Genomic DNA, 22819 nt, shown 5'->3' with positions numbered 1-22819 from the left:
GGCATGCCCGGCAGTAAATCATTACCAGTCTACATGAAAACCCCGATCATTCCTAGGTAAAGAATAATTATAATGTGATGATCGTTTATTCTTAAGTGCATAAAGAATAAACCGCACAACTGCACGGCCTCTCTGCGATTATATACAATTGAAGGAGCCTCTTCCGTCTTTTCTTCCTATATAAATCTAGCGAGTCAATACCCGCTTTAAAAAAAAAGCGAATCCGATAATTCAGCATACTCGTATATGTATAATAGAGTGACGTGCAACTTTTTGGAGGTGGGCATAATGAATACTGGGATCAGTGGATTAGACGGACTGGATGAAGAGAAGCTATCAGAAATTCGCGAAAATGCCGCAAGGCTCTCGGACATGAAACAAGAGGTGCCCGTGGAAGAACTGTTCTCGGAATCATTTATTCAAAGACATACGAAGTTTTCTTCCATCGATCACTTGCTGAAGGCCGCTGGATACGAGGGAAGCACCGATGAAGATTTTGACGAATTCATACAAGGTCGCACGATTAACCCGTTTATCGTTGAGCATACCCCATTTCGCAGCTGGCAGGATTTTCAGGAATTAGCCGTATCCGCTTATATTACGAAATGGCTGGGATTGTAAATATTCCATCAGTACCGTACCCCGGGTCTTTCCTCTAATAAGGGAAGACAACCAAAGAAGCCCCTCTAACCGATGTTAGAGGGGCTTCTGATATATTTTTTTAAAAGGGGTGCTTTTATCTTATGCCCCAAATATTAAGGGGAGCTTAAATTACGATTAAAGAGACATAAATTGTTCAACATGAACGCGTCCTTGTGCATCTGCATCAAGATACGGCGAGGAAGGCACTTCATCTAAAAGCCACCGGACTCGAGTCTATTCGGTCGTCACCGTAGCCGTCTTGGTCTTGTTATCCCATCCCACCTTGGCGCCTAATGCCTCACCGATGGCCCGGAGCGGTACATAGGTCACGCCATTCTCCAGCTTGCCATCTTCGATCTGCTTACCGTTTACAATGACATTGACCTTATCGCTCACCGCAGCAGCCCCCTCTTTCTTCTGAAGTCCCAGGTATTTGGCAATGCCGTTGACATGGCCTCTCGCCAGAGCGTCCAGCACGTCCGGCCGTTTCAGCTTGGCTGCATCCGCTGCCACATCGATAAACAGGTTCTCGGTCAACACCGCAGGCATTTTAGATTCACGGACCATATGCAGGTTAGCCGCCTTCTGTCCTCGATCACTTGCCCCGTAGGATGTAATCGCGCTCATGACCTCCGAATGAATAACATTCTGGAGTTTTACCGAACCAGGGCTTGCGGAGGTATATCGATATGACTCGAAGCCCCCTGCACCGCCGCCTGCGTTACAGTGGATGCTTACCAGGACATCGGCACCGGCAGCGTTTGCCTTATCGGTCCGTTCCGCCAATTCCAGAAACACGTCGGAAGATCGGGAGAGGAATACCTGAACGCCGTCGTATTCGGCCTCCAATCGTTTTTTCACGGCTAGGGACAACGCTAATACGATATCCTTTTCCTGCAGCCCGTTTCCGGTGGCTCCGGCATCCTTTCCGCCATGTCCTGCGTCAATCCAAACCCTTTTCACGATCATTCACCGCCTTTGTAGGTTGTTGAACAGCCTGGTGGCTAAATACAGCGGAGTAGGCCGCGTCCCTTCCTTCCGCTCATGCTTCCACGTTTACTAGGCAAGGCAACTATAGATCCTACTGCAAGGACGAGTATAATATATAAGATACTCCAATGGGGTACGGTCGGTGTTTGCTGGAGCCTATATCGAATGGCCCGGTTACGATTTTGAGCCGACCTCTTGTGGTCAGGCCCAAGCTTCATTTCATCCGCAATCCCTGATATTATGCATACAATGGAACTTTCCCGGAGATTGCCTTCATGTTTGGCTAGGCGGTGATTTCATCCGTGTTACTTCTATTCTAACCGATCGGAGACGGGTTATATGTCTGGATTTGTACTTATCGTGTTCGCTACAGCTCTTATCATTCGTGGTGTCATGAGGATGCGCAAACCCACATGGGGGTCCTTATATAAAATGTGGAACATAAAGTATGGGTCGGAGCCTGATTCCGACTACATTCGCTATATAAAATCCAGCGGGATTCTTCTGGTGGTTCTGGGATCAATCGTACTCGTATTCGGTATCCTGATGGTTATATTTTGAGCCCCATTACCGATCATCCCTTTAGGATTTAAAAAGCCCTGCCGACATGAGTCGGCAGGGCTTTTTGTTACGCGAAAGAAACGAAATTATACCCAGAAAGAAGCAGTAATGATGACCAACAAGATGAAGAGAACAAGAATCGCTCCGACAGAGTTATACCCGCCGTATCCAACTTCGCCCATGAGATTCCCTCCTTTGCTTACGATACGATATAACGTATTCAAAATTTCATGAAGTGTCAGGGCGCATGTACCGCTCATAGACAAAAAATACCCCCGCCAGCCTCTGCCAGCGATCCAAATGTCACTGGGCGACGATATTTCCTGTTCAGTCAGGCGGCAACTTATTTTCTATCCCGGTAAATCAAATTTGGCACGATACGTATATAAATAAGCTCGGCAATTAGCTCTATCACGGTTTGAGCGACGATTACCGCTGCTGCAATCGTAGCCATTTCCTCAGGCAGGGTAAGTGCTAAAGGAAGAACGACTAATGAATTCCGTGTCCCTGCACTAAATATAAGCGCTCTCCCATCCTTGGGTCCGATTCGAAAAAACGCCGAAGTCGCCCGTGAAATAAACGGCGTCATGATATGGAATAGAACATAAATGGGAATAACCGCTATGATAACGCTAAGATCTTCATACACCCTCCCGATTTGTGAAGCAATGACTACAAAAAGGACGATTGCCATAAAGGGTACTGGGAGCCATGCGGTTAATTGCAACGATTTTGAACCCTTGGCACTTTTCTTGGCCCAGAACTGTGCAGCCAAAGCAAGAAGCAACGGGACGATAATCAAGAAGATAAATGCCTCGACAAATGGGCCCACCTTGACCATTTCTGCTGCTTCCGAGCCAAGGAAAAGCCACAAGTAAAACGGAAGCATAATCACTTGTACTACAAAAAGGATCGGTGTGGACGCAAGAATCAATCGCTCATTCCCTTTCCCTAACTGTGTAAAAACAATAACATAATCAATGCATGGCGTCAGAAGCACAAGGCAAACACCAAGTAAAACGGGAGCCGGTTGAGGAAATACCAAGGTTAGAATATAGACGAGAACCGGTGTCAGAACAAAATTCACAAGCAATAAAGCCCCTATAAAACGCCCGTTGGATAAAGCCTCCCTCAGCTTAAGGAATGGAATTTGACAAAACATGCTGAAAAGAAGAATGGCAATCATGAATGATATGGCAGGCTCAACAAACATGCCTATGGCGGGACTTAATAAGCCCATTACTGCACCTAATATCAAGGCTGCTGCATAAACGCCTATTTGATTCTTCTCTACACTCTCCAGTCTAAGCATCTGTCCACGCTCCACTTTTTTATCCGAATTATATCACGGGACCAGCACGTCACTGCTAAATACCGCTTTTGGGAGGCAGCGCTGCTATCAGCCATTGCATATACCCTATTTAGCTCTTGGAGAATATGCACACCCATCTCTGAAAGGGATTAAAGGCGTCCTAACCATACTATTGGCTTATTTGTTGTTAGGCGTTGTTAGTGGCGTTATCGTTATGGCTAACAAGGGTAACTTAAAATCTGAAAGCGGCAGTCCAAGACGATATCCATGTCTTAGCTTACCATTTGTCTTAAGTTATAGGCCCTAGCCCATTTTTGAATCGTTTAATTAGGCAGCAGCATAGGATAATCGGAAAATGATGAAACGATAAAAGGAGAATGAACATGTACCGTAATCCATGTTACCCTTATCAAGTGTTTGATCCGAGATATCAATACTGGAACAATTACAACCGGCTTCATAACTTGAATCCTCATTACTTCAGTTGGTATGATGCCCGTTGGAATCGTGATGATGAAGATATTCAAATAACGGATTATGGACGAAGACCACTTGTACTGAATATTGATCAAGCTGCGAAGCAAAACAATACGTACCGAACCGCTTTATGGACAGGGAAGCACTTACAAGTGACCCTAATGAGCATTCATGTTGGAGATGACATTGGATTAGAGGTTCACCCCACAACCGACCAATTCATACACATTGAACAAGGTCAAGGGCTTGTTCAAATGGGCGATAGCAAAAACAATTTAGATTTTCAACAAATGGCCTATGATGGCTATGCCATCATGATACCTGCTGGAAAATGGCACAATGTAACCAATATGGGCAGCGTACCGCTAAAAATATACGTGATATATGCTCCTCCTGAGCATCCATTTGGCACGGTCCACGAAACAAAAGCAGAGGCCATGTCTGCTGATTAGAATTTGTTATTCTTAGGATTTTGCTAATTTATATTCCGTTAGAAAACTGAAGCCCGTCAACTTAATGCTGGCGGGCTAAAGTGTTATACAAAAAATATATAACGAGACTAAAAAACATAAACAACACGAAATGATGGATAAAAACAGTTTGCTATCTTCACTTTCCCCTCTTTTCACTCCAACAATGTGCATTAGGTATCCGGCACTTACAGACAGCGTTACCAACCCTAAATATAACGTTTTGTGAGAACTGAACCAAACGCATATAACAAAAATAAAGGCTATCCACGTGAATATATATCTCAAAGCTTTAAATGGTCTATCGCCCAAAATATCACCTCAAGAAAAAGTTGCATTCACCTTCTGTACCAACCATTCCATCAATTTATTTCATATCATATCACGCTCCTTCGAAGAAATAGAAAAAGCCGCTCCAGGAGGGAACGACTTCAGTTTACATAAGATCATTTTAACGAGGTTAGCGTTTTATGACATAAGGTGACGTATTTGAGGTCTATACTGGATGGTAGATTAACGTAACGAAAGGAGCAATAAATCATGGCACGAAGAATAATTTTAGATTTAGCGGTTACTTTGGATGGTTTTATTGAAGGAAAACATGGTGAAGTTGATTGGTGCATTATGGACTCTGAAATGGGGTTTAATCATTTTTTAAATCAAATCGATACCATTTTGTATGGAAGAAAAAGCTATGATTTATGGGGACAATTCACTCCGGAAATTGGACATGCGGATTCTGAAAAAGAGTTTTGGGAATTGGTTCATAGTAAAGAAAAGTATGTGTTTTCCAGGACGCAAAAGGGGACTGATCATAAAGCAATATTCATAAATGATCGCATTCCTGAAGAAGTAAATAAATTAAAGAATCAGCCTGGTAAAGACATCTGGCTGTACGGCGGAGCAAGTCTTATTACGACTTTTATCAATTTGGGACTTGTTGATGAATATCGATTATCCGTTCACCCTGTCGTTTTGGGAGAAGGAAAACCGCTGTTTGTGGATATAAAACAGAGGTTGCATTTAAAAATGGTGAATACAAGAACGTTCTCCTCAGGCGTTGTGCAACTAATTTATCATTTTGATGGGAACGAATAATATTGCGCATTCGCCAACACGTACAAATAACGGCCCGGTTCCCGAATGACGGAAAACCGCGCCGTTATTGACTTTATGAAGATGCTGGTGAAGGGAATTGAACCCCCGACCTACGCATTACGAGTGCGTTGCTCTACCCCTGAGCTACACCAGCACATGTGGTTCGATGATATTCCTCTCGAAACAACAAAAATTATTATAATACTTCGGCAGCAAAATGCAAGTCCTATTCTAACGGGAATATCCACCGAATTTGGCGGCATTACCCGCCTAATTTCTCCTGCACGGATTGGATCTTCTGTTTGCTCGAGGAGACCTGGTCCCTGCGGTCGTCAATTTTAACGGAAGTCGATACGCGCTTTGCCCCGGACAGAAAAGGTGCTTCATGCAAAGCCTCAATCGCCCGCCAGATCATGTTAAGCTCTCCCTCGATGATCGTGCTCATCGATGTCAGCTCATAGGAAATCCCGTCCTGCTGTTTCAATATTCGCTGCATCTCGGCGACATAAGCGCTTAAACTCGTGGTTGCGGTTCCGATCGGAATCACCGTTACCTCTGCTATTGCCATCTGAACAACCTCCCTCGTCATATCTCAATCATGCGATGCTCTTCCATTTTCCAATTCCAATTCCGGATACGGATATCATACCAATTTGGGTCCGCCATATCAAAGCCCTTCAGTTTTAGCTTCACACAAGATATAGTGTATCCTGCCCGCCTCATCCATACGGTAATATCCTATTTTGTCAAAACGAGAATATACGCGGTATCTGTGCAGAAAAGGTCGCATTTGGTCACAATCCAGGAAATCTTATCGCCTTTTGACAGTTTCTTAACTGGCACAATGACCGCTCGTTTGCTATAATTCTTTTTGCGTTCAATTTTAAGAACATGGTTTACAAACACAATATATTGGGTTAAATTAGATTAACAACAACCAAATATAGTGTATATAGGTGCCGGATCAACCCATAAGGCAGTCCGGCTTAATAGGGAAGCATGGTGTAAATCCATCACGGTCCCGCCACTGTAAGGGCTCTTAGGCTGTTCATCATTTTTTTCAGCCATCCTCATACGGCATAGCCGCCGAAGAATCGGATCAAGGTTTTCGGGAGGCACCGCCGGGAGGCAGAAGCCCGAGTCAGAGACCTGCCTATATGCAGCAGACACCAACCTACGGGGCTTTAGGTAAGTGTTCGTTAAACTTGCGTCTGTACATAACATCATGCCCGTTCAAGGGCTTATGTCAAACGTCATTTCCGAATCACAGCGCACGGACATTTTCAAGCCTGCCCGCGGGTTTTAGAAAATGTTTTTTTGATGTCCTTTTTCATATTTCCCCCGAAGAAAGCGAGGAATTTATTCATGCCCCAGCTCGTAGTTAAACCGAACAACCGTCAGCTCGCCTTTGATGAAATTCGCCTCTCCGTCTATGCCGACCGGACTCTGAAAGGATTGGACATGCTCGATAAGGAGCGTCTGCTTCGCGGCGTCAATGCCAAATTGCGCGGTGAGCAGGTTACCGGCGAAGAAATCAGCAGCGCCTTCACGATGTCCGCCCTTGAGCTTGTAACCAAAGAGGAGCCGAATTGGAAGTTTGCAGCTGCGCGTTCGTTTCTGACCTCTTTATATAAAAAAGCGGCTACCAACCGCCGATACAAAGCATACCCGGAAGAACCATACGGTGCCTTCTACCCGCTCATTACGGAGCTTGTGCAAAAAGGCATCTATCGCGAGGACCTTCTGACCAGCTACACCAAAGAACAAATCGAAGAACTCGGCGAATGCATCGATCCAAGCCGCGATCTGCTGTTTGATTACATCGGTCTGTTGACGCTGGCTGAGCGTTACCTGGCAAACGACTTTGACGGTCGCGTTATGGAACTTCCGCAAGAACGCTATATGGTCATCGCGATGTTCCTCATGCATAACGAGCCTGCCGACAAGCGTCTTGACCTTGTCAAGGAAGCCTACTGGGCCATGAGTAACCTGTACATGACGGCGGCTACGCCGACCATGTCCAATGCAGGTAAAAAAGTAGCCGGCCAGCTGTCCAGCTGCTTCATCGATACCGTGGACGACTCCCTGGAAGGAATCTTCGATTCCAATACGGACATCGCCCGTCTCAGCAAAATGGGCGGCGGCATCGGGGTGTACCTCGGCAAAGTCCGCGCACGCGGCTCCGATATCCGCGGACACAAGAACACCAGCTCCGGCGTTATCCCTTGGATTCGCCAGCTGAACAACACCGCTGTTAGCGTGGACCAATTGGGAACTCGTAAAGGTGCCATCGCGGTTTATCTGGATGTGTTCCACAAAGACATCCTGTCCTTCCTGGATCTGAAGCTGAACAACGGCGACGAGCGCATGAGAGCGCATGACGTGTTCCATGGCGTATGCCTGCCCGACCTGTTCATGGAGGCTGTCGAAGCTCGTGAAGAGTGGAGCCTGTTCTGTCCGCATGAAGTGAAGAAAATCATGGGCTGGAAAGACGAGAACGGCCGTCCGCTAGGTCTGGAGGACTTCTATGACCATACTCAAGGCGAAGGCGAATTCCGCCAAAAATACGCGGAAGCCGTAGCGAACCCGCTGCTGCCGCGCATTACGGTACAAGCCATCGACATTATGAAGCGCATCATGAAATCCCAGCTTGAAACGGGTACGCCGTACATGTTCTACCGCGACACGGTCAACCGTGCAAACCCGAACTCGGCTCATGGCATGATCTACTCTTCCAACCTGTGCACGGAGATCATGCAGAACCAATCTCCGACGGTCGTTGAGCAAGAGGAGCTGGTTACGAAAGACGGCCAAACCCGGATCGTGATTTCCAAAATCCCTGGCGATTTCGTTGTCTGCAACCTGAACTCCATCCACTTGGCCCGTGCCGTACCTGCCGGTGTGCTGGAGCGTCTCGTTCCGATCCAGGTTCGCATGCTGGATAACGTCATCGACATTAACAATATTGAAGTTCTGCAAGCTCAATACACCAACAGCCAATATCGCGCGGTCGGTCTCGGCACCTTCGGTCTGCACCACTTGCTGGCGCTGGAAGGCATCCGCTGGGAATCCGACGAAGCCGTTGCCTATAATGACAATCTGTACGAACACATCAACTACCTGCTCGTCAAATCCAGCATGGAGTTGGCCAAGGAAAAAGGCCACTACCCGAAATTCAAAGGCTCCGACTGGGAGAGCGGCGAGTACTTCACGTTCCGCGGTTATACCGACGGCGAGCATGAAGGCAAGTTCGTGACCACCGAACAGTGGCGTGAATTGCAGCAGGAAGTGCAAGCGAACGGCGTCCGTAACGCATGGCTGTTTGCCATCGCGCCGAACGGCTCCACTTCGATCATCGCGGGCTCCACGGCGAGCATCGATCCATTGTACGAACTTCTGTCTTATGAAGAAAAAACCACTTATAAAGTGGCGAACCCTGCTCCGGATCTGTCCGAGAAAACGATCTGGTACTATAAAACGGCTTTCTTGATCGACCAGCATTGGTCCATCAAAATGGCTGCCGCCCGTCAGCGTCACGTTGACCAAGCGCAAAGCTTTAACCTGTACGTCCGCCCTGATATCCGGGCTTCGGAATTCCTGGAGCTGCATCTGCATGCCTGGAAAGCCGGCATCAAATCCACGTACTATGTACGCAGCCGTGCGTTAACGATTGAAGAGTGTGAGTCGTGCGCAAGCTAAGAGTTTAGATAACCTTTTTCGAACCCACCCAAACCCTCCCTTCCAAGGGAGGGCCCCAAGGGCTCTGCCCTCTGGACACCCGCAAGGTGGGTTGGATGTGAATGAGGCGCTTCTTAAGTTGCTTTAGTGGCTAGGAGCGCTTTCTCCCTGCGGGAACGCTGGAATGCGGCGCGGGGACTTCTGAGTTACTTCGTGCGATTTGTTGAGCTACTGCCTGCTGGGATCGCTCTCCCTTTGGGAATTGCTTTTCATGCGGCGCGGAGACGAATGAGCTGCTTCGTGCGATTTGTTGAGTTACTGTCTGCTGGGATCGCTCTCCCCTTGGGAATCGCTTCTCATGCGGTGCGGAGACCATTGAGTTACTTCGCGCGATTTGTTGAGTTACTACCTGCTGGGATCGCTCTCCCTTTGGGAATCGCTTCTCATGCGGTGCGGGACTTCTGAGTTACTTCATGCGATTTGTTGAGTTACTATCTGCTAGGAGCGCTTTCCCTTCGGGAGTCGCTGGAAGCTTGGTTCACTACAAGCGTCGAGCGGCTGCATGCGGGGGGGTCTCGCATAGCAGGCGGGAATAGCTTTCTAAATAAAAGACTACAAGGGTAAGGGTATCCAATCGGAAGAGTTTACGTCCGCCTTTGGGAGCCCTTTGCAACCTTTAAAATACATTCAGGCAAAGGGCGGACAACAGCGGCTGGAGATGGATACCCGTCCCGGTGTGGATACCCGTCCCATGAATATGCTGGGAGGTTTCCCTCAGGCTTCGCCTATGCGCCGCCCTATTATGAAATACAAGGAGAGAAAATCGGCATGCAAATGCAAAAGATATTTAACACCGAAGCACCCAACCGCTCCACTCGCGTCATTGAAGGTGAATGCTCCGGGATCCTGAACTGGAACGACATTCGGATGCCTCATATGTATAAATTGTACAAGGTTCTGCTGCTGAACCACTGGATCGCGGATGAAATCCCGATGTCCAAGGATGCGCAGCAGTTCCCGCGCCTGGACCCTGAAGAGCAGCGCACCTTCAAAATCAACATCTCCCTGCTGGCTGTGCTCGATTCCATGCAGACGATGTTTGTCGGCGACGTCAAGCGTTACTTCACCGACTCGTCGCTCGAAGCCATCTCGGCCATCATCGGTCAGCAAGAGGTGGTTCACAACCAATCCTATTCCTACGTGCTTTCCTCCATCGTGTCGGAGCAGGAGCAGAAGGAAATCTTCGAATACTGGAAGCATGATCCGGTACTTCTGGAGCGCAACCAGTTCATCTCGAACATTTACCAGAATTTCCGCGACAATCCGTCGCCGCAATCCTTCTTCGAAGCCATGGTCGCCGACCTGATCCTGGAAGGGATTTTCTTCTACAGCACGTTTGCCTTCTTCTACAACCTGGCCCGTGACCAGAAGATGATGGCAACCAGCCAGATGATCTCCTATATTCAGCGTGACGAGAACCAGCACTGCTACTTCTTCGCCGAAGTGTTCAAGCAGCTGCTCAAGGATTTCCCTGAGCTGAACACCAAAGAGAACATCGACTACCTGTACCGCACCATTGACCGTGCCGTTGAGCTCGAAACCAACTGGGCCCACTACACGCTCAGCAATGTGCGCGGCATCGATCTGAACGAGTTGAGCGATTACATCAAGTACATCGCGAACCGTCGCATCACCATGATGGGTCTGGAAAAAGCTTACGAAGGCGTGGACGTCAACTGCATGCCATGGATCAAGCCTTTCTCCGACGAAGCCCTCAACGCAACGAAAACCGACTTCTTCGAAGCCAAATCCCGTAACTACGGCAAAGTGGGCGACGACAACGGCTTTGACGATCTATAAGTTTACGATCTATAAGTTTCCTTCCATATACACAAAACCTCCGAGGTCCCCTAAACAGGGATCCCGGAGGTTTTTTTATGCCTTATATAAGACGGCTGCAATCCGCTCCTCTACATTAAGCGTTACCCCCTCGCTGCCCATACCTCGATCTCCACCTGAAGGGACGGCATCGCCAGCGCCGGCACGTAGGTCATCGTCATGGACGGCGCCTTCCCCCCGTGGAATTTCTCCCATACCCGGTGGAAATGATCCCAGTCGACCTCCTGAACCGCCCAAATGTTGATTTTGACGATATGATCCGCCGACATGGCTTCCGAAGCCAATACCCGCTGGATATTCGCCAAGGTGTTCTCTACTTGCTCCTTCATATCGGCCGGCAGGCTCCCCTCCCTGTCGGTCCCCACCTGGCCGGAGAATACCAACAGCTCAGCCCCTCTCGCAACCTTGGTTACATGGGTATACGGACCGATCGGCGGGGCGATGACGGACGGATTGTACCGGTGAATCGGGGACGATGCCTCCTCATCGGCTTCATTCAACATAGCCAGTGTCTGATGGTCCTCCCACTTCCCGTTAATCTTTACGTTTTTCCTGGCGATGCCTTCTTTATGGAAGCCGGCCTTCAGGAGCACTCGGATCGAGCCTAGGTTGTGCGGCATCACGCCCGCTTCAATCCGGTGAAACTTCAATTCCTGAAAGGCAAACCTCACCACCATTTGAACGGCCTCGGTCATGTCCCCCTTACCGTTATGGTCCCGGTCCAGAAAATAACCGATCCAGCAGCTCTGCAAATTCCCCCGTACCACTTCCGTCAGCATGATCTCCCCGATGATCGTTTCGGTATCCCGCAGTCCAATCATATAGAGATACGCCTGATCCGCCTTGCTGGATTCCCGGGCCTTGCGAATCCGTTCGAGTTGTCCCTCAAGGGTATAGAATTCGTCGTCCCTTAAGCCCGTGAACCGTTGAAAAAAATCCCGGTTATCCACCTCGAGCTTCCATAGCGCTTCCGCATCCGATTCCTCTACCGACTTGACATAGATTTGTTTACCTTGCATGAACATGGTCTACCTCTCCTTTGCTCGTATCATTAGAAACGCAAAAAACACCACAGCGCACCTGTGGTGTACATGCCGATCTATGCAACCACAAGCCAGCGACCTGTGGTGTTTTTAATTCCACTGCTCCCTCATTTTAGTGAATAGCATGAAGGATCCTTGATCGCCGAATATCCGATTTTGGACAGACTTCTCCCGTCATCGGACCGATCAAAGAAAACAGCGGTGGAGTATCCCATGCCTTTGGACAACGACGCCAATGATCTTTTTTTCATGTGAATACTCCTCCCTGCCAAGATTTCAACCATCTATGTTCATAACAAGTAGCTTGCCTTATGGCTCGCTAATTCCATCGTCTCGATTACCCATAGGATACATGATTCTGCATGAAGGATCAAATCCGCTGAGCTACATTCACATGACCGTTCCCTTCGGATTGCCTTTGGACGGGCCTCTCCCCTGCTTGATATGCTTCAGCTGGGCCACAATGATGACGCTGATGACCACCAGCAGAAACCACGAGCTGATTTTTCCGATATGCACCAGACTCCATGTCCGTTCCTGCCCCGGATAGGTCCAGGCCCCGAGAAACGTGGAGATATTCTCAGCGATCCAAATAAAAAAACCAATCAACAGGAACGACAGCACCAGCGGCATGCGCAAGGTTTTTCCGTCAACGTCGAAATACACCATGGTTCTGCCAAACACCACGAACAACAATGCGGTCAGGAGCCAGCGCGCATCCCATACGTAGTGATGGGTAAAGAAATTGGCATAGATCGCCGTGCTGATCAGCACGGTCAGCACAGGCAGCGGCCAGCCCGTGATCCGCAAATTCATTCGCCGCCAAGCCTGGCAGATATAACTGGCCACGCTAGCATACATGAAGCCGCTGTACAGCGGAACGCCGCCGATTTTGCTCCAGCCCTCCTCCGGGTAAGACCATGAGCCCATATGCACTTTATACAGCTCCAGCATCAAACCGATGACGTGAAAGACGCAGATGACCTTCAGTTCATCCCATGTCTCCAGCTTGCTCACCAGCATCCCGATTTGCGCCAAGACGCAGATGAGAAGAATGAGATCATACCGCGGCAAACCCGGAATCTCGACCACCTTGGTCAGTCCCAGCGCGCCGAAGATAATCACCGGAAATAGGCAGGACAAAGCCTGCTGATAACCGAAAACCCACAGCTTCCGTATAAATTCCATAAGCTCCTCCTAGCCCCTGCATTCGTATACTTCACCCTACCACAGACCGCGAATTGAATAAAAGAACAGCTTTGTCATATTTCATCCAGGCTATTAAGCGCAAAAACAAAATAAGAGAGCAGCTCCTGCAGCTGCTCTCTCATCGGTTAACGGGCTATCCCACGATCCTTAAGGTTATACCTGCGACATGCAAGCTCTTAGGTTCAACCTTGTTCAATCGCTAGATTATATTCGGGTTCCCGGCATCTTGCGCCGGTCTCAACAACCTGAAGGCTCCTCCTCTTCATACAGCCGGGGCATGCCCGGTCAGAGCGCGACATGGCGAGCCGATTTTTTCTTTTTGACCCGTAACAAAAATGTAAGAGGTACGGCTACCACCGCCACCATCGTGCCGATCATGAACACGTCATCGATGCCCATGGTCGTTGCCGCACGCGGAGTCACAGTTCCGGCGCCCATGTAATAGGATGTTCTGGTTACCACCAGCGCGCTGAAAATGCCGATGGATAACGAAGCCAGCCCCTGGCGCGCCCAGTTCGTAATCGACGATGCATGGCCTGAGTACTCGCTGGATACCGCGCTCATCGCGGCGTTCGTTAACGGCATGTTGCACAAAGCGATGCCGAGGCAGCGAACCAGCTGCAGCATAGAAATGTACAGAACCGACGTATTCGTGCCGATCCCGCTGAAAGCCAGCGTGGCGGCCACAATGATGAGGACACCCGTGATGACCAGCCGGAACGGACCGATCCGGTCATAAAATTTGCCGATAATCGGCGATGCCGCCGCCATGACGATCGCGCCCGGCAGCATGATCAATCCGGTATCCATCGGGGACAGCTTCAGCACGGTCTGCAAATAGAGCGGCACCAGCAAGGTTCCCGTATAGAGGGAGATCGTCACGATGCAGTTCAAGATCAAGCTGTACCGGAATCGGGGAAATTTGAAGACCTTCAGCTGCAATAGCGGGGCCGGGATGCGCAGCTCCCACTTAATGAAGAACAACAGCAGCAAAATACCGGCGACGAGCAAGGAGATCGTCTTCCAGGACCCCCACCCCCAATCGTTGCCATGGCTGAAGGAGAGCAGCAAACAGGAGCTGCCCGCCACCACCGTCAAGAAGCCGAGGAGATCGAAGCTCTTCTTCCCGGTCAGTCGATAAAAAGGAATGAATTTGCTTACGATGACGATCGATATCAGGCCGATGGGGACATTCAGAATGAATATCGATTTCCACCCAAAGTATTGCACCAGCCACCCGCCCAAGGTCGGCCCAACTACCGGTGCCAGCATGGAAGCCAGGCTCCACAGGCCCATGGCGTAGGCCTGCCGCTCGCGCGGGAATACCTGGTAAATGATCGTCATCGTAATCGGAATGATCATCCCGCCGAAGACGCCTTGCGTGATCCGGAACGCGATCAATGTCTCGATGTTCCAGGCGACAACGCATAGCAGCGACGAAAGGGTAAAACCCGTCAATGCCAGTACGAACAGCCTCTTATAGCTTAGCTGATCCCCCATGTAGCCGACGATAGGGGCCACGATACCTGTTGCCAGCAAATACCCGGCCATCAGCCATTGGGTTGTGCTCAGCGAGGAATGAAACTGCTCCATCACCACCGGAAAGGCTACGTTGATGGTAGTAATGCTCAGCACCGCGAGAAAATTGCCGAAAAACACGGCGCTCATAATTAGCCAAAATGAAGATTTTTCGTCTGTATTCACAAGAAGCCTCCTAAACAAAGTAACCCCGCCCGGATCTGATAACAGAACTGGAGGCAGGATTACTTCAGTTTCATATCGTTTACTCTGTTGGAAATAGCTTTCGGCCAAGCAATCGCAGCAAAATATACAGGTTATCCGCCTCGTCCTCATCCAGCTGCTTGAAGGATTCCATGACGGCATAATCCCCCTCGCTGCGCGCGTCGAGCACCAGCTGCCGGCCTTCTGCCGTAAAATTGACATAGTGGCTGCGTCCGTCACTCGGATTCGGCGTTCGAATCACCAAGCCCCGTTGTTCCAATGCATCCACCAAATAAGTAATCGTTGCAGCTTTAAGCTCCATGTGCTCAGCCAACCGGTTGGGAAGCCACGGTCCCTGCTGCTCGATCAAACTTAGGATTTTATACTGATTCATCGTCAAATCGTTCTTTCTTAAATGACTCAAGAAAGACACGACCCGATGCCTCGTCATTTTATCCGATAACTCACGATACATGTCCATGAGTCTCTCCACGCTTGCTTCTCTTCCGTTCTCCAGAGCATTTCACCTCGTTCTTATTTTAGTTCAATGATTCTAACTTGTAAACACCATTTTCATGATTTTCATTCTGATTCATCCCAATTATCGAGGTATAATGGACTAATTACTTAAATTATTCAAAGTTTATTTCGAGACATTGAACCATTCTAATTCTTAAAATCAGAAGCATCTATGGAGAGAAATCTCTTATTCATGCCTTGGCAGGAAACGGTCAGTACAATAACAGGCCCCCAATGCAAAAAGGACTCGCAAGATCTAGCGATCCGCGAGCCCTTATCTTTCCCGTTTATTCCTCATCATCTGCAAACAATTCATGAAGCATGGCTTCCCGGCGATTCACGAATTCCTTCGTGATCATGTAATGATCCGTTTCCTCCAGGGTCGTCTCTTCCACGCCTTCGGATGTCAGCTTGTAGATGATCGAATCCGGATAAGCCATGACAATCGGCGAATGCGTGGAAATAATAAACTGCGAGTCTTCATGAACCAGGTCATGGATGCGCCTCAGCAGCGCCATTTGGCGAAACGGCGACAAGGCCGCTTCCGGCTCGTCCATGATGTACAGCCCGTTCCCCCAGAACCGATGCAAAAAGGTGGCAAAAAAGGATTCTCCGTGCGACTGCTGGTGAAGCGATTTGCCGCCATAGGAATCATAAAGTCCAGGACGCTCCCGCTCCAGTGCATCCACTTCGCTGGCGACGTTATAATAGCTCTCCGCCCGGAAGAAAAACCCGTCCCGCGGTTTGCGTGCGCCCCGGACGGTTCGAATATATTCATACAGCCTGGAATGGGTCTCCTCCGTCGAGAAGGAGAAATTGAGCGTCCCTCCTTCCGGATTGAACCCGAGGGCCGCGGCAATCGCCTCCAGCAGCGTGGATTTGCCCATTCCGTTCTCGCCCACGATATAAGTGACCTTCGGATGAAAGCGAAGTCCGTCCATAGCCGCTACGGCCGGCAAATTAAAGGGGTATTCGTTAAATGACGGGATGCGATCCCTCATTAACACAACGCTTCGAAGATAGGCAAGCATAGCCGAGTTATCCAACCGCTTTCCCTCCTTGAAATCTACGTTAACCGATCATGACAAGTCTACTATATAACATTCCGGCTTCGGTTCCAATTCAGGATCTCGATGCAGGCTGCACGCTCTCCATAGAACGCATTCTTGGACATACAACGAATCCGAGCAGCCCGCTGTTTGCTGCGATAGCAGGCAAACCGCTTCCTTGAAGCAATCGAAGATGCCCCGATATTCAAAAAAATGCGCCATCACAGGGCTTGCCGGCACCTGGAATGACGCACTTTTTCATCCGATATTGAATCTGTAGTTACGATATACTTACTATTCGCTTACGATAAATTGATAGAGCTCCTCGACCTTCTCTTCCGTCAGATCGCCGCTGTTATCAAACACCTTGATGGACGTTTGCGGAATATCCCAGTTCACTTCCGGAACGAAATCTACGCGCTTCTTGAAGTCGTCCCAATGATCCAGCTTCCACTGATCCCGCTCGGTCTGTCTGTCAATGATCCGCTCCTTCTGCAAATCCATGTCCTTGAGCGCAACCACGATGACCTTCACGTCAACGTCGTTCTTCGTTAATCCCGCGGATGCGATGACCTCTTCAATCCATTCGCGGTTCTTGAGCTCCGCCGTGAACGGCGAGATCATAAAGACATTTTGCCCGGCACCCAGGTTCTCGATGCAAATATCCTTGGTCGTATCATATTCCAGATCGCGCAGATTCTCTTTATAGAAGGAAGAATCGCGGTCGTTCGGATCCAGTCCGTTGCTCTCCAGGAACTTCTCGACAAACCGTCCCCCCACCGTATCACGGTCGAGGAATGCAGCCGGTATGCGGACTGCAAGCTTCTTCGCTACGGTTGTCTTGCCTGTGCCGGCCACGCCGACAAAAAACACTAGCTTTTGCAAATGGTATCCCTCCATATGATCTATATCGCTAGAACACCCCTGCCGTCACTCACGCTATCCCTATGCGCGTTCTGTCCGGTAACGGGTTTCTTCAATCAATTCCTCCATCGCGGAGGCCAAACGCTCCTGAAGCACTTCCGCTACGTCAAACCCGCCATCCTCGGTACGCGCCACCTGGGCATCCACGGCGTACACGCCGCCCAGAATATGCCGGGCCCCGATCGAGGAAAGCACGGGCTTGAGCGAATAATCAATCGCCAGCAAATGCGCGAGACTGCCGCCAATGAACATCGGAAGCACGATTTTGCCAGCCAAGCCTTTTTGCGGAATCAGGTCCAAAAATGTCTTAAGCACGCCGGTAAACGAAGCTTTATAAACCGGACTTGCCACAATCACGGCATCGGCCTCGGCCACAAGTCCGTTGGCTTTGACGATATGCTCGCTCTCAAACTTCGTATGAATCAAATCCTCGGGCGGCAGCCCGGCCACGTCGATCCGGCTCACCTCGAAATTGGCAGCAGTTAGTGCCTGCTCCGCAAAATCCATAACCGCATTCAATCGGGATCCGGCTGTAGGGCTCCCGTTAATAATAACAGCTTTCGCCATAATCATTGTTCACCTCAGCTTATCTTATAATGTCACCATTTCATCCACGCACCATCAGATCGCTATGTAAGGTCCTCTCGATATAGAGTCAGACCGCCATAGCCTGAATCTCAGAAAAAAAAGACTTTACAGGATACGGCAAAGTCTTCCGGTCAGCAGTCGCTCTTGCACCCGACATCAACCAGCATAAATCAGAGCAAACTTGTCAGAATTAGTATCATCGTATCAATGTGTCCGCGCTTTTGTCAATCCGGCAGAATGCGTCAAACCGATGTTCTCCATTGCCCGCTTCATTTAACCGATCACGAACAGGGCTCCCCATGCGAATACGGTTTAAGATCGGCACCTGGCCCCTCCCTTGATCAGGACGTCACGCTTCCTTGTTCGGCAAGCAGCGGCGAGTACATCATGAGCGCATGGTTCTCGGTAATCCACTCATCCCGAATCCGTTCGCCTTCCCTGTTGAACACTTTGCGTCCAATGACGTTATGCCTCGCATATCCTCCCCAAACTTCCTGGGTAATGCGGTGGTCCCGCTCATATACTTCATAGCGATGCAGCGGAGCGGCGCTGGATCGCCATTCCCCGATCAAATCCTCCTCTGATACATATACCGACAGCTGGTATGTATCGTTCGTCGGATTATAAATCTGAAGGTCCAAATAATTATAGGCGCACGTAGCGCCGCTCCCGAACGGCTGGGTCCGGTTCGCATCCGGAAATACGTCATAGCTGTGCCGATGCCGTTCTTTCACTTCCAGAGGGGTGTGCAGCGTCATCCAGTATATGAGGTTGGACAGCTGGCACAGCCCTCCGCCCACGCCGGCCTTAAAGCCTCCATAGAACAGGACCATGCCGTCGACATACCCTTTCCTGCGGGTCGGGCGTCCAATGCTCCTCCAATAGGACAGCGTCTCTCCCGGACGAACCAGCAGTCCATCCAGATGGCGCACGGCCAGACGCAGGTTGATCACCTTATGATGCTGATACCACATATCAACGTCCTTGAGCTGGCGTTTCAGCGGGGTTTGGTGTGTGAACACCGAATATCGCAGTAGCTCAGGACTTTGCGTGCGGGCGATGCCGCCCCTCTTCCTCATCCATGCCCAATAACGCCGGTACGTAAAATACTGCTTGCCTGCCCACAGGCGGAATTTTGAACGCTTGACGGGTTTCATCCGTGACCGTGCCCCCTTGGCCGTATTGATGAATTTGGAAATATTTTACCACAATAGCCCAAAGGACATCGTTAAAAATCCGTAACCCGCGCGTTTGCGCACGACCTTTCACCTATTCTGTTCACAACCGGCACCCTGGACTGGGCGAATGCATAGAGATAAAGCATCGACGTTCCATGAATAACATCCCGTATACCAAAGGAGGAATGAAATGAATCCCCAACAGCCCATTCCATACGTAGGCTCCAAAACCGAATGCAAAGAACAGCCCATCGCTTTCCCTCCCCAGCATCAAAACTGCCAGCCGGGCCTTGAAAGCCTGATGTCGCCGCGTCCGATCAGCGAAGATCCCGCCTACCGGGGCAGCGGTAAACTGGATGGCAAAATCGCCATTGTGACCGGGGGGGACAGCGGTATCGGCAAAGCGGCCGCCATTGCCTTCGCCAAGGAAGGTGCCGATCTGGTCATCCCATACTTATATGAGACTTCGGATGCGGAAGTGACGAAGCAGCGGATTGAATCGCTCGGCAGACGATGCCTCTTAATGAAGATCGATCTGCGCTACAAAAAAAACTGCGAAGCCGTGGTTAATGAGACGATCGCCTGCTTCGGCAGAGTGGATGTTCTCGTGAACAACCATGCCGTCCAGTATGTGCAGCGCAGCATTCTGGACATTACGGAAGAACAGCTGCATCACACCTATCAGACGAATATCTTTCCGTTCTTCTTCATGATCCAGGCTGCGCTGCCCCATATGAAAGCAGGGGCGTCGATCATCAACACGGCCTCCATTACGGCCTATGACGGTTTAAAGGAGCTCATCGACTATTCCTCAACCAAAGGCGCCATCGTTTCCCTTACCCGATCCCTGGCCCTTTCGCTGGTCGATCAGGGCATCCGCGTCAACTCCGTCGCGCCAGGCTCGGTCTGGACGCCGCTCATCCCTTCCAGCTTCTCCGCCGATGAGGTTGCCGTATTCGGAACGAATTCGCCGATGAAGCGAGCCGCACAGCCTTATGAGCTGGCACCCGCTTATGTTTACCTGGCATCGTCCATCACTTCTTCTTTTGTCACGGGTCAGGCTATTCACGTCAACGGAGGGCAGATGGTAACCAGCTAGCATGGATGCCGCAGGCATCCGAGGATTCCACGAATAACGTGCAGAGGATGTGTACAATGAACACCGGAATTCCCAAACGGTCCGCCCGGATGGACATGGGGTTTTATGCATTAAACAAGCTGGCCAGCGCCGGTATCGTCGTGCTGCTGCTGAGTCTGCTGGATTGGGCGTGGCCGTCCGGCGCGGATCAGGCCTCGGAGTGGTTAGGCCTTTACATGCCGCAAGAACACTGGGTGTACGGTTACGCGCTGACGGCCTCTCTCGCGGCCGATGCCATACTCGCGTTCCTGCCTTCGCTGCATAAGGGGAAACAGGCTGCCGTGTATGGAGCGGTCGGTTTTCTGTTCTTCGCCTTGTTCACGGGCGGTCATCCGGAGCAGCTCTGGCTCCGTGCCGCTGCCGGAACCCTGACGCTGCTTCTGTTCTTGTGGGGAAAGCATGCATTCTCCAGCAATTCGCTGGCCACCCCGTTCTTTGCCCTGGCCGTTCCCCTGCTGTGCTGGGTGATCTGATTCAAGAGCTATAGCCTCTTCCCATGGAAAAAGGGCCCTCTGATGAGGGCCCTTGCTCTTTGCTTCAAAGCGCTTCGATGACATCCCCGGCGATGACCGAGGCGGGATGCCCCCGATGCCGCGCGGCCCGCTCGCCGGCACGGCCGTGCAGCCACACGCCAAGCGCGGCTGCAGACGGACCGGCATGCCCTTGCGCCAGCAGGCCGGCAATGATGCCGGTCAGCACGTCTCCGGTGCCTCCGGTCGCCATGCCGGAGGTGCCGGTTGTATTGATGTAGGTTTGTCCGTCCGGCGAAGCCACGACGGTATGCGCCCCCTTGAGCACGAGGGTAACCCCGTGCCCGGTGGCGAACCCTGCGGCGGCACCGATCCGGTCCCGCTGCAGCTCGGCAGTAGGAATGCCCAGCAGCCGGGACATCTCCCCGGGATGCGGGGTCAGCACCGTGGCCGCGGCACGCGGCTTCCAGGCGCTGAAATCGCCAGCCGCAGACAGCATATTCAGCGCGTCGGCATCCACCACCAGCGGCCCTTCCCACTCTTCCCACAGTCGGCGGAGCCACCTGTCGTCTCCTTCGAAGCGGCCAAGCCCCGGACCTACGGCCAGCACATCGCGGGACTTGGCGAGGGACAGGACCTGCTCCGCGGAGGCCTCATTCCAGCAGCCGCCGCTCTCCTCCTCTGTCGCAGGGGCGAGCATCACCTCGGGCGCGGCTCCGCTCAGCGGCAGCACCAGGCTGGCAGGGAGCGCCCAGGTCACCAGGCCGCAGCCCGCGCGGAGCGCCGCCCGGGAAGCGAGCAGGCCTGCGCCGCTCATCGTGCGGCTGCCTCCTACGGTCAGGACGTGGCCGTAGGTGCCCTTATGCCCGTCCGGCGCGCGGCGGCGCGACACGTCGGCGCCCAGCTCCGTCCGAAGGACATGCGGGGTAAGCAGATGCGTGCCGACGCCCTGTTCCCGGCACAGCGATGCCGGAATGCCGATGGAGCGGACCACCACCCGGCCCGCCGCCCCGGCGCCGGGGTACTGCACCAAGCCTCGCTTCAGGAAAGCGAGGCATACCGTCACCGCGGCCGAAATGCACGGCTCGTGCCGCGCGCCGGTATCGGCGTCCAGTCCGCTCGGAATATCGGCGGACACAATCGGCAGGCCGCTGTCGTTCGCGGCCTGGATCAGCGCGGCGTAAGCGCCGCGGGGCGCGCCCGTCGCGCCCGTCCCGAGCAGCGCGTCCACGATGCCGGTGTACGCGCCGTAGTCCACGGCGGCACGGCCGTGGACCAGAGCCGGGATGCCGAGCGCTGCCGCGGCATCCCGCTGCACTGCCGCCTCGCCGGCTTGCGCGGACGGCTCGGCGGCGTAGAGCAGCGTGACGCTTATGCCGGCGTCACGCAAATGCCGTGCGGCGACCACGCCGTCGCCGCCGTTATTGCCTTTGCCCACCAGAATGAGCCAGTGCTCCTGCGCCGCCAGCGCGGTGGGCAATCGCGCGTCTCCGTCGATGACAGGCGACGGGCGGCTCATCTCGATAACCCGCTCATTTCCGGTGAAAGGGCCCTCTGACGCTGCCGAATAATCCAATAAGGAAGTCGGCCGGTCGCACCTCTCATCCTCCGGCAAGTAGGCTTGATCGCTTCCGCATGTCCGAGCGGCCGCCGTGGACGGTAACTGGCTCGCGCCATGACGCTCCAGGCATAATTTCAGGACTTCCTCGGCAATCGCTTTACCCGCATTTTCCATAAGCGCGATGGCCGGAATGCCGATGCGGCGAATCGCGTAGTTATCGAGTGCCCTCATCTGTTCGGACGTCACAACATACATCCAAGCTCTCCCCTTTGCTTCGATATATCCTACCCA

At 51.5% G+C, this 22819-nt stretch carries 21 protein-coding genes, 1 tRNA gene and 1 riboswitch; of the genes, 7 read left to right on the top strand and 15 right to left on the bottom strand.

The window, feature by feature from the left end:
* Positions 1-288 precede the first annotated feature (288 nt).
* A complete protein-coding gene (locus tag AC3RCL_RS03380; RefSeq protein WP_009591801.1) occupies positions 289-621 on the top strand; it encodes a hypothetical protein in 333 nt (110 codons plus the stop codon).
* Positions 622-876: 255 nt separating this feature from the next.
* Here AC3RCL_RS03380 and AC3RCL_RS03375 read toward each other — a convergent pair whose 3' ends face one another.
* The 3 genes from AC3RCL_RS03375 to AC3RCL_RS03365 form a co-directional block, all read right to left on the bottom strand.
* Complete coding sequence (locus AC3RCL_RS03375) at positions 877-1605, bottom strand: N-acetylmuramoyl-L-alanine amidase (RefSeq protein WP_492534573.1); 729 nt, start codon at positions 1603-1605, stop codon at positions 877-879.
* A gap of 674 nt (positions 1606-2279) precedes the next feature.
* Positions 2280-2375 (bottom strand): hypothetical protein, encoded by a 96-nt coding sequence (locus AC3RCL_RS03370; RefSeq protein ID WP_012818867.1) that lies wholly within the window; start codon positions 2373-2375, stop codon positions 2280-2282.
* Positions 2376-2536: 161 nt separating this feature from the next.
* A complete protein-coding gene (locus AC3RCL_RS03365) occupies positions 2537-3505 on the bottom strand; it encodes an arsenic resistance protein (RefSeq protein ID WP_492534572.1) in 969 nt (322 codons plus the stop codon).
* Between the two features lie 383 nt (positions 3506-3888).
* On the opposite strand from AC3RCL_RS03365, the gene AC3RCL_RS03360 reads away from it, so the two are divergent.
* Both AC3RCL_RS03360 and AC3RCL_RS03355 read left to right on the top strand, forming a co-directional pair.
* Positions 3889-4434 carry a cupin domain-containing protein gene (locus AC3RCL_RS03360; protein WP_492534571.1) on the top strand — a complete coding sequence of 182 codons (546 nt, stop codon included), beginning with the start codon at positions 3889-3891 and terminating at the stop codon, positions 4432-4434.
* A gap of 558 nt (positions 4435-4992) precedes the next feature.
* The gene (locus tag AC3RCL_RS03355; RefSeq protein ID WP_492534570.1) at positions 4993-5550 is read left to right on the top strand and encodes a dihydrofolate reductase family protein; all 558 of its coding nucleotides are present in this window, start codon (positions 4993-4995) and stop codon (positions 5548-5550) included.
* Between the two features lie 82 nt (positions 5551-5632).
* On the opposite strand, the gene AC3RCL_RS03350 is transcribed toward AC3RCL_RS03355, so the two are convergent.
* Both AC3RCL_RS03350 and AC3RCL_RS03345 read right to left on the bottom strand, forming a co-directional pair.
* Positions 5633-5704, bottom strand: a tRNA-Thr gene (locus AC3RCL_RS03350).
* Positions 5705-5812: 108 nt separating this feature from the next.
* Entirely contained in the window at positions 5813-6118 is a 306-nt protein-coding gene (locus AC3RCL_RS03345) for an MTH1187 family thiamine-binding protein (protein WP_036664605.1), read from the bottom strand.
* 369 nt (positions 6119-6487) lie between these two features.
* Positions 6488-6721: riboswitch (cobalamin riboswitch) on the top strand.
* A gap of 194 nt (positions 6722-6915) precedes the next feature.
* Here AC3RCL_RS03345 and AC3RCL_RS03340 point away from each other — a divergent pair.
* Both AC3RCL_RS03340 and AC3RCL_RS03335 read left to right on the top strand, forming a co-directional pair.
* Positions 6916-9249: a ribonucleoside-diphosphate reductase subunit alpha gene (locus AC3RCL_RS03340; RefSeq protein ID WP_012818853.1), complete on the top strand. Its 2334-nt coding sequence runs from the start codon at positions 6916-6918 to the stop codon at positions 9247-9249.
* Positions 9250-10056: 807 nt separating this feature from the next.
* Positions 10057-11088 carry a ribonucleotide-diphosphate reductase subunit beta gene (locus tag AC3RCL_RS03335; protein WP_036670897.1) on the top strand — a complete coding sequence of 344 codons (1032 nt, stop codon included), beginning with the start codon at positions 10057-10059 and terminating at the stop codon, positions 11086-11088.
* A 122-nt stretch (positions 11089-11210) separates the two neighbouring features.
* Here AC3RCL_RS03335 and AC3RCL_RS03330 read toward each other — a convergent pair whose 3' ends face one another.
* The 9 genes from AC3RCL_RS03330 to AC3RCL_RS03290 form a co-directional block, all read right to left on the bottom strand.
* On the bottom strand, positions 11211-12152 hold the full coding sequence (locus AC3RCL_RS03330) for a GNAT family N-acetyltransferase (RefSeq protein WP_492534569.1): 942 nt from the start codon (positions 12150-12152) through the stop codon (positions 11211-11213).
* A gap of 125 nt (positions 12153-12277) precedes the next feature.
* Entirely contained in the window at positions 12278-12421 is a 144-nt protein-coding gene (locus AC3RCL_RS03325) for a hypothetical protein (protein WP_176502450.1), read from the bottom strand.
* A 139-nt stretch (positions 12422-12560) separates the two neighbouring features.
* Positions 12561-13358 (bottom strand): DUF817 domain-containing protein, encoded by a 798-nt coding sequence (locus AC3RCL_RS03320; protein ID WP_492534568.1) that lies wholly within the window; start codon positions 13356-13358, stop codon positions 12561-12563.
* Positions 13359-13664: 306 nt separating this feature from the next.
* Entirely contained in the window at positions 13665-15083 is a 1419-nt protein-coding gene (locus tag AC3RCL_RS03315; RefSeq protein WP_492534567.1) for an MDR family MFS transporter, read from the bottom strand.
* A 79-nt stretch (positions 15084-15162) separates the two neighbouring features.
* Positions 15163-15582 (bottom strand): MarR family winged helix-turn-helix transcriptional regulator, encoded by a 420-nt coding sequence (locus AC3RCL_RS03310; protein WP_009589289.1) that lies wholly within the window; start codon positions 15580-15582, stop codon positions 15163-15165.
* 325 nt (positions 15583-15907) lie between these two features.
* Entirely contained in the window at positions 15908-16666 is a 759-nt protein-coding gene (locus AC3RCL_RS03305) for an AAA family ATPase (protein WP_255250542.1), read from the bottom strand.
* 297 nt (positions 16667-16963) lie between these two features.
* Positions 16964-17554 (bottom strand): P-loop nucleotide/nucleoside kinase family protein, encoded by a 591-nt coding sequence (locus AC3RCL_RS03300; RefSeq protein WP_127595553.1) that lies wholly within the window; start codon positions 17552-17554, stop codon positions 16964-16966.
* Positions 17555-17614: 60 nt separating this feature from the next.
* Positions 17615-18160: an NADPH-dependent FMN reductase gene (gene ssuE / locus AC3RCL_RS03295; RefSeq protein WP_009589288.1), complete on the bottom strand. Its 546-nt coding sequence runs from the start codon at positions 18158-18160 to the stop codon at positions 17615-17617.
* A gap of 362 nt (positions 18161-18522) precedes the next feature.
* Positions 18523-19338, bottom strand: coding sequence for a VanW family protein (locus tag AC3RCL_RS03290; RefSeq protein WP_492534566.1), 816 nt, complete (start codon positions 19336-19338; stop codon positions 18523-18525).
* Between the two features lie 211 nt (positions 19339-19549).
* Between AC3RCL_RS03290 and AC3RCL_RS03285 the strand changes: the two genes are divergently transcribed.
* Both AC3RCL_RS03285 and AC3RCL_RS03280 read left to right on the top strand, forming a co-directional pair.
* Positions 19550-20458 carry an SDR family oxidoreductase gene (locus tag AC3RCL_RS03285; protein WP_012818842.1) on the top strand — a complete coding sequence of 303 codons (909 nt, stop codon included), beginning with the start codon at positions 19550-19552 and terminating at the stop codon, positions 20456-20458.
* A 56-nt stretch (positions 20459-20514) separates the two neighbouring features.
* Entirely contained in the window at positions 20515-20970 is a 456-nt protein-coding gene (locus AC3RCL_RS03280; RefSeq protein WP_192569831.1) for a hypothetical protein, read from the top strand.
* A gap of 64 nt (positions 20971-21034) precedes the next feature.
* On the opposite strand, the gene AC3RCL_RS03275 is transcribed toward AC3RCL_RS03280, so the two are convergent.
* Positions 21035-22783: an NAD(P)H-hydrate dehydratase gene (locus AC3RCL_RS03275; protein ID WP_492534565.1), complete on the bottom strand. Its 1749-nt coding sequence runs from the start codon at positions 22781-22783 to the stop codon at positions 21035-21037.
* Positions 22784-22819: the final 36 nt, after the last annotated feature.

The sequence above is a fragment of the Paenibacillus sp. MT86 genome, from assembly GCF_058792535.1.
The sequence above is the reverse complement of the archived record's forward strand: the minus strand, read 5'-3'. Positions and strand labels throughout refer to the sequence as shown.

What these genes read in the sequence shown, in the direction of transcription:
- AC3RCL_RS03380 (WP_009591801.1), top strand. Translation starts at nt 289, where the DNA reads ATGAATACTGGGATCAGTGGATTAGACGGACTGGATGAAGAGAAGCTA.
- AC3RCL_RS03370 (WP_012818867.1), bottom strand. Translation starts at nt 2,375, where the DNA reads ATGGGCGAAGTTGGATACGGCGGGTATAACTCTGTCGGAGCGATTCTT.
- AC3RCL_RS03365 (WP_492534572.1), bottom strand. Translation starts at nt 3,505, where the DNA reads ATGCTTAGACTGGAGAGTGTAGAGAAGAATCAAATAGGCGTTTATGCA.
- AC3RCL_RS03360 (WP_492534571.1), top strand. Translation starts at nt 3,889, where the DNA reads ATGTACCGTAATCCATGTTACCCTTATCAAGTGTTTGATCCGAGATAT.
- AC3RCL_RS03355 (WP_492534570.1), top strand. Translation starts at nt 4,993, where the DNA reads ATGGCACGAAGAATAATTTTAGATTTAGCGGTTACTTTGGATGGTTTT.
- AC3RCL_RS03345 (WP_036664605.1), bottom strand. Translation starts at nt 6,118, where the DNA reads ATGGCAATAGCAGAGGTAACGGTGATTCCGATCGGAACCGCAACCACG.
- AC3RCL_RS03340 (WP_012818853.1), top strand. Translation starts at nt 6,916, where the DNA reads ATGCCCCAGCTCGTAGTTAAACCGAACAACCGTCAGCTCGCCTTTGAT.
- AC3RCL_RS03335 (WP_036670897.1), top strand. Translation starts at nt 10,057, where the DNA reads ATGCAAATGCAAAAGATATTTAACACCGAAGCACCCAACCGCTCCACT.
- AC3RCL_RS03330 (WP_492534569.1), bottom strand. Translation starts at nt 12,152, where the DNA reads ATGTTCATGCAAGGTAAACAAATCTATGTCAAGTCGGTAGAGGAATCG.
- AC3RCL_RS03325 (WP_176502450.1), bottom strand. Translation starts at nt 12,421, where the DNA reads ATGAAAAAAAGATCATTGGCGTCGTTGTCCAAAGGCATGGGATACTCC.
- AC3RCL_RS03320 (WP_492534568.1), bottom strand. Translation starts at nt 13,358, where the DNA reads ATGGAATTTATACGGAAGCTGTGGGTTTTCGGTTATCAGCAGGCTTTG.
- AC3RCL_RS03310 (WP_009589289.1), bottom strand. Translation starts at nt 15,582, where the DNA reads ATGGACATGTATCGTGAGTTATCGGATAAAATGACGAGGCATCGGGTC.
- ssuE (WP_009589288.1), bottom strand. Translation starts at nt 18,160, where the DNA reads ATGGCGAAAGCTGTTATTATTAACGGGAGCCCTACAGCCGGATCCCGA.
- AC3RCL_RS03290 (WP_492534566.1), bottom strand. Translation starts at nt 19,338, where the DNA reads ATGAAACCCGTCAAGCGTTCAAAATTCCGCCTGTGGGCAGGCAAGCAG.
- AC3RCL_RS03285 (WP_012818842.1), top strand. Translation starts at nt 19,550, where the DNA reads ATGAATCCCCAACAGCCCATTCCATACGTAGGCTCCAAAACCGAATGC.
- AC3RCL_RS03280 (WP_192569831.1), top strand. Translation starts at nt 20,515, where the DNA reads ATGAACACCGGAATTCCCAAACGGTCCGCCCGGATGGACATGGGGTTT.
- AC3RCL_RS03275 (WP_492534565.1), bottom strand. Translation starts at nt 22,783, where the DNA reads ATGTATGTTGTGACGTCCGAACAGATGAGGGCACTCGATAACTACGCG.